Source organism: Pigmentiphaga soli (assembly GCF_039541095.1).
Classification (GTDB): Bacteria; Pseudomonadota; Gammaproteobacteria; order Burkholderiales; family Burkholderiaceae_B; genus Pigmentiphaga; species Pigmentiphaga soli.
On the sequence record NZ_BAABFO010000004.1, the window covers coordinates 44,511 to 55,446 of the forward strand.

Annotated in this window: 10 protein-coding genes; 9 read left to right on the forward strand and 1 reads right to left on the reverse strand. The window is 68.5% G+C overall.

The genetic code is table 11. The features are described from left to right. Positions 1 to 14 precede the first annotated feature (14 nt). Complete coding sequence (locus ABD927_RS05150) at positions 15 to 941, reverse strand: LysR substrate-binding domain-containing protein (protein ID WP_345247016.1); 927 nt, start codon at positions 939 to 941, stop codon at positions 15 to 17. 239 nt (positions 942 to 1,180) lie between these two features. Here ABD927_RS05150 and ABD927_RS05155 point away from each other — a divergent pair, with 239 nt between their 5' ends. The 9 genes from ABD927_RS05155 to ABD927_RS05195 all read left to right on the forward strand — a co-directional run bounded on the left by ABD927_RS05155 (position 1,181) and on the right by ABD927_RS05195 (position 10,894). After that, the gene (locus ABD927_RS05155) at positions 1,181 to 2,173 is read left to right on the forward strand and encodes a Bug family tripartite tricarboxylate transporter substrate binding protein (RefSeq protein WP_345247017.1); all 993 of its coding nucleotides are present in this window, start codon (positions 1,181 to 1,183) and stop codon (positions 2,171 to 2,173) included. Positions 2,174 to 2,249: 76 nt separating this feature from the next. Continuing rightward, positions 2,250 to 3,218, forward strand: coding sequence for a LysR family transcriptional regulator (locus tag ABD927_RS05160; protein ID WP_345247018.1), 969 nt, complete (start codon positions 2,250 to 2,252; stop codon positions 3,216 to 3,218). Positions 3,219 to 3,363: 145 nt separating this feature from the next. Beyond that, positions 3,364 to 4,350 (forward strand): tripartite tricarboxylate transporter substrate binding protein, encoded by a 987-nt coding sequence (locus ABD927_RS05165; protein WP_345247020.1) that lies wholly within the window; start codon positions 3,364 to 3,366, stop codon positions 4,348 to 4,350. 8 nt (positions 4,351 to 4,358) lie between these two features. After that, a complete protein-coding gene (locus ABD927_RS05170) occupies positions 4,359 to 5,180 on the forward strand; it encodes an amidohydrolase family protein (RefSeq protein ID WP_345247021.1) in 822 nt (273 codons plus the stop codon). A gap of 10 nt (positions 5,181 to 5,190) precedes the next feature. Then, complete coding sequence (locus ABD927_RS05175; protein WP_345247023.1) at positions 5,191 to 5,838, forward strand: gluconate 2-dehydrogenase subunit 3 family protein; 648 nt, start codon at positions 5,191 to 5,193, stop codon at positions 5,836 to 5,838. An 11-nt stretch (positions 5,839 to 5,849) separates the two neighbouring features. After that, positions 5,850 to 7,616 (forward strand): GMC family oxidoreductase, encoded by a 1,767-nt coding sequence (locus ABD927_RS05180; RefSeq protein ID WP_345247025.1) that lies wholly within the window; start codon positions 5,850 to 5,852, stop codon positions 7,614 to 7,616. 61 nt (positions 7,617 to 7,677) lie between these two features. Further along, complete coding sequence (locus tag ABD927_RS05185) at positions 7,678 to 8,685, forward strand: Bug family tripartite tricarboxylate transporter substrate binding protein (protein WP_345247027.1); 1,008 nt, start codon at positions 7,678 to 7,680, stop codon at positions 8,683 to 8,685. Positions 8,686 to 8,737: 52 nt separating this feature from the next. Beyond that, positions 8,738 to 9,748: a Bug family tripartite tricarboxylate transporter substrate binding protein gene (locus ABD927_RS05190; RefSeq protein ID WP_345247029.1), complete on the forward strand. Its 1,011-nt coding sequence runs from the start codon at positions 8,738 to 8,740 to the stop codon at positions 9,746 to 9,748. Positions 9,749 to 9,880: 132 nt separating this feature from the next. Then, positions 9,881 to 10,894 carry a fumarylacetoacetate hydrolase family protein gene (locus ABD927_RS05195; protein WP_345247031.1) on the forward strand — a complete coding sequence of 338 codons (1,014 nt, stop codon included), beginning with the start codon at positions 9,881 to 9,883 and terminating at the stop codon, positions 10,892 to 10,894. Positions 10,895 to 10,936: the final 42 nt, after the last annotated feature.

Sequence of the window (10,936 nt, forward strand, 5' to 3'; positions counted from 1 at the left end):
GCCGGACGGCGCGGCTATACGCAGGCGGCCGCGCCGCCGAGCGGGGCATGCGTCTCTTCCAGCAGCCAGTCCCTGAACGCCTGCGCCGCGTACGTCGCCTGCTCCGGGGCCGGCTCGAGCAGATAGAAGGAATCCCTGAAGTCCACGGCGACATCGAACGGCGCGATCAGCCGACCCGCCTCGAGTTCCGACTCGATGAACTGCCGCCGCCCCAGGGCGATGCCCAGCCCGCTGGCGGCGGCGCGGTAGGCCACGCCGACGTCGCCCTCGAAGGTGATCCATTTGGTCGAGGCGGATGGACGCAGCTGGAAGTGGTCGAACCACCACTCCCAGTTGCTGGCGCGCGAAGAGCCCTGGAGCAGCGTGCAGTCGATGATCTGCGTGACCGACGACAAAGGCCCGCATTCCTGCAGATACGCCGCGCTGCACACCGGCGTCATGCTCGACTGCATCAGGCGATGCGCCCGCACGCCGCCGAAATCGCCGCTGCCGAAACAAATGGCCAGGTCGACGTCGCCGGCCATGTGTTCGTTCGAGCCGCCGCCGGTGAAGACGGTCTGCACGTTGGGATAGCGTTGGTGGAACCGCGGCAGCCGCGGTATCAGCCAATAGCGCAGGAATGCCCGTCCGCTGTATACGCGGATTTTCTCGTCCTGCCGGTTTTTCAGCAGCTCGCGCGTTTTCTGCTCCAGCTGCAGCAGGGCCTCCCGCACCGACCGATGGTATGCCTCGCCGTGAGCGGTGGGCATCAGCCCGCTGGGGCGGCGGACGAACAGCGCCAGGCCCAGATAGTCCTCGAGGGACTTGAGCTGCCGGCTGACGGCGCCCGGCGTGACGTGGAGCTCTTCGGCGGCGGCCGTGATGCTGCCGTAGCGGCCGACGGCCTCGAACACGCGCAGTGGATTCAGTGGGGGAAGCCTGAGATCGTTGCGGGATTGCATGTGGTGTCTCCTGCCGTGCTCTTTTCTTGCCTTCTCCGCCCGGTGGTCTAGTTTACCGCTTGCGCGCAACGCAATCAGCCGCCGACCGGCCGCCGCAGCGATCCTGTTACCGCAAAAAAGTTCGACTGGGGTTTACACCATATCGACACCGTACATGATAGCGGTAACATCATCGGTCCTCGGCCCGCTGCAGCGGCCGCGAAGAAAACAACACAGGAACAGGAGAACAGGAGACACCCATGTCACAGAACCATTTCTCTCGCCGCGACATGCTCGCGGCTCTCGCGGCACTCACCGCCGGCCCGATGCTGCCGGCAGGCGCCGCGCGCGCTGCCGACCCCTGGCCCAACAAGCCCATCCGCTGGGTGGTGCCGTACGCGGCGGGCGGCACGTCCGACCTGCTGGTGCGCGATCTCGCTCAGCGGCTGGGCGAAAAGTTCGGCCAGCCCATCGTGATCGACAACAAGACCGGGGCCGGCGGCAACCTGGGCACCGATTTCGTCGCCAAGTCGGCGCCCGACGGCTATACCTGGGTGCTCGGCAACATCGGCCCGATGGCCGTCAATACCTCGCTCTACGCCAGCCTGCCTTACGATCCGATCAAGGATTTCGCGCCGATTTCGCTGCTGCTGACCTATCCCAACCTGATCGTGGCCAATCCGCAAAGCGGCCCCAAGTCGGTGGCCGACCTGCTGGAGCGCGCCAAGAAGGAGTCGGTGCCGTACGCGGGCAATGGGGTGGGCACCTCGCTGCACCTGACCGGCGAACTGCTGGCGCAGACCACGGGCGTGCGGCTCACGCACGTGCCGTACCGGGGCGAAACCCCGGGGCTGACCGACGCCATGGCCGGCGTGGTGCCGATGGCCATCACCCCCATCGCCTCCGGGCTGCCGCTGGTGAAGGCCGGCAAGCTGCGGGCGGTGGCGGTGACCAGCCGCGAGCGCTCGCCGCTGCTGCCCGACGTGCCCACCGTGGGCGAAACCGTGCCCGGCTTCGAGGTGACCGGCTGGGTCGGCATCCTGGTGCCGCGCGACACGCCCGCGCCGGTGGTCAGCAAGCTGGCCGACAGCTTCACCGAGGTGATGCACCTGCCCGCGGTGGAGAACCTGGTGAAGAACGACATGGCCTCGTTCGTGCCGACGCTCGGGCCGGCGTATTTCGCCGACTTCATCAAGAGCGAAACGGAGAAGTGGCGCAAGGTGGTGAAGGGGGCCGACCTGAAGGCGCAGTAGCGGCACCAATGCCCCGCGCCCGCCGCGGGGCATAGAATCGCTCCCACAGCGTTCGTTTCCGCCCCGGGGAGTTGCCATGGATCGCCTCAGCAGCCTGCGTGTCTTCGTCGAGATCGCCCGCACGGGAAGTTTCACCGCGACGGCGAAACAATTGGGCATGTCGAAGGCAAGCGTGACCAAGCACCTGGCCTCGCTCGAAACCGCGCTCGGCACCCGGCTGCTGATGCGCACCACCCGCCAGATCGGCCTGACCGACGCCGGCGTGGCCGCGCTGGCCAGCGCCCGGCAGATCCTGGACGCCTTCGAGGTAATGGAAGCCGACGTCCGCGATTCCACGCACTGTCCGCGCGGCATCGTCCGCATCGGTACGCCACCCTCTTTCGGCGCCCACTACCTCGCGCCGCTGGCGGTGTCGTTCACGCAGAGCAATCCATCGATCCAGGTCGCCATCCTGATGGACGACGGCAGCGCCAACCTGGTGGCGCAAGGGCTGGATCTTTCGGTGCGCATCGCGCCCGCCCCGAAAGACGCGGATTACGTCGCCGTGCCGCTGGCCAAGGCGCCGCAGGTGGCCGTCGCGTCGGCGGCATACCTGGAAAAATTCGGCACTCCCACGGTGCCGGCCGATCTCGGCCGCCACAACTGCCTGCTGCACACCATCAAATCGCCGACCGGCGTCTGGCGCTTCGACGGCCCCGACGGCGAGACCGCGGTGCGCGTGCACGGCACCTACGTCTCCAACCTGGGCGAGCCGCTGCAGTATGGCGCGATCCACGGCCACGGCATTTCGATACATCCCTACTACGCCATCGACGAGGAACTGCGCGCCGGCCGGCTGATTCCGCTGCTGCCCGGCTATGCGCCGCGCAGCCTGGACGTATTCGTCGTCTATTCCTCCCGCCAGGCGCTGCCGATGCGGGTCAGGCGCTTCCTCGACCACCTGCGCGAATGGGCCGCCACGCCGCCTTCGTGGTCCGCCGCCACCACGGCGCTGCAAGCCCCGCGCGCCGCAGCTCGGCGCGCGCGCGGCCGCTCGTTCGCATAGCGCGCCGGCATCGGCCGGCCTGGTTGCCGCCGGTTTTGTTTTGATCCGGGAAAAGCTGAGTTTTTGAGTGCAGGCTATGCAGGCCTGCCCACGCACCCTACATTGCCGCTACCTGGTCCATGACAACAAACGGGGCGAGACAACGGTGCGCAAACATTCAAGCTGGACGCTGCCGTTCGCGGCGGCGATCGGATGGCTGGCGATGGCGGCCTGCGGAGGCGCCCGTGCCGGCCCTTACCCCGATCGCCCCGCGCGGATCATCGTGCCCGCCACGGCCGGCGGCAACAACGACCTCGTCGCGCGCGCCCTGGCGGCCGGCATGGCCGGCGGGCTGGGCCAGCCGGTGGTGGTGGAAAACCGCCCCGGCGCCAGCAGCCTGGTCGGCACGCAATACGTCGGCAAAGCCGCGCCGGACGGCTACACCATCCTGCACGCGTCGAACACCTTCGCCGTGGCGCCCTCGCTGCTCAAGGACGCCGGCTACGACCCGATCGAGGATTTCGCCGCCGTTTCGCTCACCAGCGTTTCGCCGCAGGTGCTGCTGGTCAACCCGAAACTGCCGGTCGGCTCGGTGCCGGAATTGATCGCCTTCGCGAAGGCCAGCAAGAAGCCGCTGTCCTATGGTTCCGCGGGCGTGGGCGGCACGGCCCACATCGCCGCCGAGATGTTCGCCAGGCAGGCCGGGGTGAAGCTGCTCCACGTTCCGTACAAGGGCAATTCGCAGGCGATGGCCGACCTCATCGGCGGCCAGATCGACATGCTGTTCGACCTCGGCAGCACCGCCTTCCCGCAGGTCAAGAGCGGCCTGGTACGCGCGCTGGCGGTCACCGGCCGGCGGCGCCTGCCGCTGATGGCCGGCCTGCCGACGATGGAAGAAGCGGGATTGCCGGACTACGAAGACGTCGTCTTCACCGGGCTTTTCGTGCCGGCCCGCACCCCGCCCGAGACCCTGCGGCGCCTGCAGCGGGAAGTACGCAAGGCGGTGCAGGACCCCGCCATCAAGAGCCAGTTCCAGCAGGTCGGCATCGAACTCGTCGCCAGCGATTCGCCGGAGCAATTCGCGCGCTACGTGGCCGAGGAATTCCGCAAGAAGGCCGCCCTGATCAAGGCGGCGCACATCGACGCGCAATGACGGATCCCATGCTCATCATCGATACCCATGCCCATGCGGCCCTGAACTGGTTCTGCCCGGTGCAGACCCTGTTGGGCGAGATGGACGCCAACGGCGTCGCCCATGCCATCCTCGTCCAGCATCGCGGGGCCTTCGACCACGCTTATCTGCTGGACTGCGCCAAGCGCTATCCGGGCCGCTTCAAGGTGGTCGGGCTGCCGGATCCCGACCCCGCCGCCGCGCCACGCTCGGTGGAAGCGATGAAGCGGCAGGGCATGGCGGGAATCCGCATGTTCCTGGGCGACGGCTGGCGTCCCGAGGATCCGGCCTGGCGCGTGGCGGGCGAGCTGGGGATGGTCGTGAGCGTGATCGGCAAGCCGGAGCAATTCGCGTCGCCCGGCTTCAGGAAGCTGCTCGACAACTGCCCCGATACGCGCTTCTGCCTCGAACACCTGGCCCGCCACGGCCCGCCCGGAACCGAGTTCGCCAGCCCGCCCCACGACGGCTTCCGGGCCGCGCTGGAATGCGGCCGCTGGCCCAATACGACCATCAAGGTGCCGGGTCTGGGCGAGATCCTGCCACGCCCGGCCCAATTGCCCGCCGGCTATCCGTTCGCGCAGAGTTCGCCCCTGTTCGAGATGGCGCTGGAGGCCTTCGGCCCGGAACGGATGATGTTCGGCTCGGACTTCCCGCCGTGCGCCATCCGCGAGGGCTATGCGAACGCGCTCGAGGGCATCCGGCGCTGCCCGGCCTTCCGGCAGGGCGACGCGCTGGCCTGGATCCTGGGCCGCTCGGCGGCCAGGCTGTGGTCGTTTCCGATGGACGAGGACGCCGCGCCTGCGGCCCGATGAGGAAAGGCAAGTGGCCCACCAAGCATCCCGACATTTCTTCTACCTGCTGCCGTCGGAAGCCCGCTTCCTGGACGCCGCGGTGGAAAGGCTGATCCCTACCGACGAACAGGGCCCCGGCGCCTGCGCCGCCGGCGTCACCGAGTACATCGACCGGCAGCTGGCCAGCGTCTGGGGCGTGCACGGCAGGAACTACCGCTTCGGCCCCTGGCAGGACGGCACGCCCCAGCAGGGCTACCAGTCGGCGCTGGTGCCGCAGCAGGTGTACCGGATGGGCATACAGGAAGTGGACGCCTGGTGCCGCGGCGAACATCGCCAGCCGTTCAGCTTCCTGGACGAAACCGCCCAGGAAAACATACTGACGCAACTGGAAAAGGGCGCGGTCGGGCTGCCCAACGTGCCGCCCAGGCTCTTCTTCGACATGCTGTACGGCAACACGATGGAAGGCTTCTTCTCCGACCCCGTCTACGGCGGCAACCGCGACAAGATCGGCTGGAAGCTGCTGGGCTTTCCCGGCATCGCCTCCGCCGCCTACGTGGAGCACATGGCCCGGCACGGCGTCGCCTACCGCGTCGAACCCGTCGCGATCGAAGACGTCCTGCAAGGGCGCGTGGAGATCGACGCCGGCGGCTATCCGAAACACGTCCTTCCCGAACGCTGAGGCGGCAGGCAATGGCAATCCAACGCAAACCGGTCGATATCGTGATCGTCGGCGCCGGCGTGGCCGGCACCATCATCGCCAAGGAACTGCTCGACGCGGGCCTGCAGGTCTTGCAGCTCGAACGCGGGCGGATGGTGGATCCGAATGAAGACTTCGCCATGCCGTTCGCGCACGACGAACTCAAGTTCACCGTCCACAGCGACCTGGGCCAGGATCTCTCGCGCGAGACGGTCACCTTCCGCAACACGATCGACGAAATCGCGCTGCCGATGCGGCAGATGGGATCGTTCAAGCCCGCGGAGTGCGTGGGCGGCGCCGGGATACTGTGGAACGGCCAGACCTGGCGCTTCCTGCCCTGGGACTTCGAGGTGCGCAGCCGCGCCGAGCAGCGCTACGGGGCCGGCTGCCTGCCCGAGGACTGTACCAGCCAGGACTGGGGCCTGACCTACCAGGAACTGGAGCCGCACTACGAACGGTTCGAGCAGGTGTACGGCGTGGGCGGCAAGGCGGGCAATCTCAACGGCGCCATCGTGCCGGGCGGCAATCCGTTCGAAGGCCCGCGCGCCAGCGAGTATCCCAATCCGCCCACCCGCCCCACTCTGTCGGGCGCGCTGTTCACCGAGGCGGCGCAATCGCTGGGGTATACCCCGTTCACCACGCCCAGCGCGGCGATGACGCGCGACTACGTCAATCCCTACGGCATGTCGCTCAACCGCTGCGTGAAAGGCGGGTTCTGCTCGCAGTTCGGCTGCGCCAACGGCGCCAAGGCGAGCCCGCTGACGACCGTGCTGCCGGCCCTGCTCCGGCACCGCCACTACGAACTGCGCCCGCATTCGAACGTGGTCAGGATCAACCTCGACCCGTCCGGCACCCGGGCGACCGGCGTGACCTACCTGGACGCCACCGCGAAGCTGGTCGAGCAGCCTGCCGAACTGGTCATCCTTTGCTCGTACACGCTGAACAACACCCGGCTCATGCTGCTGTCGGGCATCGGCCAGCCCTACGATCCGGTATCGGGCACCGGCGTGATCGGCAAGAACTATTCGTACCAGCCCGTGGGAACCGTCAACCTGTTCTTCGAAGACCGCAGCTTCAACCGCTTCATGGGCGGCGGCGCGCAGGCGCAGGTGATCGACGACTTCAACGGCGACAACTTCGACCACACGGGGCTGGGCTTCATCGGCGGCGCCTACATCAGCGCCAACAACGGCGGCGCGCTGCCGATAAGGTCGCGGCCCGTGCCGGAAGGCACGCCGCGCTGGGGCCGCGCATGGAAAAAGGCCGTATCGCGCTACTACGACCGCAGCTTCACGATCAACGCCCACGGCGGATGCCAAAGCTACCGCGGCAATTACCTGGACCTGGACCCGACCTACAAGGACGCCTTCGGCCTGCCGCTGCTGCGCATGACCTTCGACTGGCGCGACAACGAACGGAAGATGTCCGCCTACACCACCGCCAGGGCGGCCGAGATCGCGCGGGCGATCGGCCCCGACCACTTGAAGGCCAGCCCGGTGAAAGGCAAGTACAGCAATGTGCACTACGAGAACACCCACAACAACGGCGGCGTGATCGTCGGCGGCGATCCGCGCAGCAGCGCGCTCAACAAATACCTGCAGTCGTGGGACGTGCCCAATGTGTTCGTGGTGGGCGCCAGCGCGTTCCCGCAGAATAGCGCCAACAATCCGACCGGGACGGTAGGCGCCCTCGCCTACTGGACGGCCGAGGCGATCACGACGCTGTACCTGGACCGCCAGGATGCCCTGGTGGATGCGTAGTCGGAATCGATAACGATGGCTGCCGCGGCATGCGCGCGGCCGCTTGAAAGGATGGAGAGACATGGCCCCCCTTCCCACCCGAGGCCCCGGCGGCAGTGCCGCCGCGCGGGCGATGCTCTGCGCCGCGCTGGCATGGACCTGCTGCGTCGCCGCGCCGGCCCGTGCCGGGCAATATCCGGAGCGGCCGGTAAGAATCGTCGTCCCCGTGGCCGCGGGCGGCAACCAGGACCTCGTGATACGGGCCGTCGCGCAGAAGCTGTCCGAGCAGATGGAGCAGCCCTTCATCGTCGAGAACCGCCCCAGCGCCAGCGGCCTGGTCGGCACTGCCTACGTGGCCAAGGAAGCGGCCGACGGCTATACCCTGCTGTCGGTGTCGAACACCTTCGTGACCGCGCCCGGCACCGTCAAGGCCGCCGCCTACGACCCGGTCAAGGACTTCACCGGCGTCAGCGTGGTCGCGTCGCTGCCGCTGGTGATCCTGGCGCATCCGTCGATGCGGGTGGAAACGGTGCAAGACCTGATCGACCTCGCCCGCAAGCGGCCCGGCGAGCTGACCTACGGTTCGGCCGGCACCGGCTCCAATTCGCACATGGCGATGGCGCTGTTCAACCTGCAGGCCGGGATCAGGATGTCGCACGTGCCCTACAAGGGCAACGCCATGGCGGTCAACGACCTGCTCGGCGGCCACATCGGCTTCGTGCCGGACACGATCAGCACCTCGCTGCCCTATATCCGCACCGGCAAGGTCAAGGCCATCGCGGTCACCAGCGCCAAGCGGGCCGCCAACCTGCAGGACGTTCCGACCGTGGCCGAAAGCGGGATGCCCGGCTATGAACTGGTGGTGTTCAACGCGGTCATGGCGCCGGCCGGGGTGCCGCCGGCCATCCTGCGGCGCCTGCAGTCGGAGATCGCCAAGGCGGTCGCCAGCCCCGAGCTGCGGGCCCAGTTCGCCAGCCAGGGCGTCGAACTGGCCGCCAGCGCCTCGCCCGAGGAATGCACCGCGTTCATCAAGCGCGAGTTCGAAAAATACACGCGGATCCTGGACGCGGCGGGCATCAAGCCCGAGTAGATCCACGCCACCGGCCGCAGCGGCAACGCCGCTCGGCCACGAGGAGACTCCTATGCTGGGACATGGCTTGCTCACACGCGCCTGGACGGGCGCGAGAATCGCGGCGGCATTGGCGGCCGCCCTGCTGCCGCACGCGGGCGCCGGCGCGGCGCAGCCGGCCGCGGCCGGCTATCCCGAGCGGCCAATCCGCGTGATCGTGCCGTTCGCCGCCGGCTCGTCCACCGACATCACGGCGCGCCGCCTGACCGCGCGCATGGCGGCCACGCTCGGGCAATCGCTGGTGGTGGAAAACCGGCCCGGCGCGGTGGGCCAGATCGGCGCCGCGATGACCGCGCAGGCGGCGCCCGACGGCTACACCGTCATGCTGACCGCGGTCTCTTCGCAATCGCTGGCGGCGGCCCTCAAGCCCAAGAGCCTGCCCTACGATCCGATCAAGGATTTCACGCCGATCGGGCGGATCTTCACCACCACCAATTTCGTGGTGGTCAACCCCAAGGTGCCGGCCAACAGCCTGCGCGAGCTGATGGCCTATTCGAAGACCGTTCCCGGCGGACTGAGCTTCGGCAGCGGCGGCCAGGGCAGTTCCAACCACCTGGCGGGCGAGGCGCTGAAACTGGCCGGCGCCAACGTGGTCCACGTGCCGTACAACAACGTGACGCAGGCCATCACCGACCTGCTGGCCGGGCAGATCCCGATGATGATCTACACCGCCGCGCTGGTGCCGTACATCAAGGACGGGCGGATCAAGGCCCTGGCCGTGACCTCGCCGAAACGGCACCCGCTGGCGCCCGAGGTGCCCACGGTGGTGGAACAGGGCGTGCCGTCGGCCGTGGTCCAGGGCTGGTCGGGCCTGCTGGGGCCGGCCGGCCTGCCGGCCGCCATCCGCGACCGCCTGTTCGGCGCGCTGCGCGAGGCGATGGCCGATCCCGGCATCGTGAAGTCGTATACGGCCGACGGCCAGGAGAACGGCCTGATGGACCCCGCCGAATTCCAGGCCTTCCTGCAACGCGACCTGAAGATGTGGAAAGACATCGTGGCGCGCTCCGACATCCCAACGGATTAGCCCCCCTGCGCGCTTCGCGCGGCCCCAGGGGGCGACGCTGGCGGACCGGCGCAGCCGGATCCGGCGTCCTGGATGGCGCAGGGGTCGTGCGGGGTGGATTGTGCGAGGCACGGTGAAAACTGAGGTGACACGATGAAGCTATGCACTTTCGAGGTCGCCACGCCGCTCGGGCCGGCGCGGCGGGTAGGCGTGCGGACGCCGGCGGGCATCGTCGACGCGGCGGCCGCGCGCAGCGCGCTGCTGGAACGCCGCCTTGCGCCGGCCGCGGCGCAGCGGGTGGGCGAGGCGCAGGTGCCGCCCGACATGATCGCGCTGATCGGCAGCGGCGGCGACACCATGGCGTGGGTGGCCGAGGCGGTCGAACACGTCCTTGCCGGCGGCGCCGAGTCGACCGGCGGCGGACGGCGCACCCGCTATGGCGAAGCGGAGGTCCGCCTGCTGGCGCCGGTGCCGCGCCCCGCCGGGCTGGCCAACTTCAGCGTGTGGCCCGAGCATTCGGTCACCGCGGCGGCCAAGGGCTTCCACGTCACGCCCAATGCGCCGGACGCACGCGTCAAGCCCTACTGGAAAGGCAATCCCGACTCGGTCGCCGGACCGGGCGCGGTGCTCGAATTCCCGCCCTACGCCAACTCGCTCGACGTCGAATGCGAACTGGTCTGCATCGTCGGCACGGGTGGCAAGAATCTCGACCGCGACCAGGCCGGGCGCGCGATCGCCGGCTACAGCATCCTCAACGACGCCAGCGCGCGCGAGATCCAGCTGATCGAGAAGAAGGCCGGCCGGGGCCCGTCGAAGGGCAAGGACTTCGACGGCGGCAATGTCATGGGACCCTGGCTGGTCACGCCCGACGAGGTGGGCGACGTCCGTTCGCTGCGCGTCTCGCTGCACATCAACGGCGAAGAGGTATCGGCCGCAGACACGCTCGGCATGGTATGGGACTTCGCCGAAATGCTTTCCTATCTATCGCTGGGCCAGACCGTCCATCCCGGGCAGGTGATCAGCGGCGGCTGCTACCCCAGGGGCTCGGCGCTGGACCTGGACCGCACGCTCGATCCCGGCGATGAAGTGGAGCTGCGCGTTTCCAAACTGGGGGCATTGAGATGCCGGATCGGCTCCCGGCCCGCAAGCGCGCCGTATCGGCTATGAAGGGCCGGTCCGCGCCAGCCGGCCAACCCTGCGCAACCATGG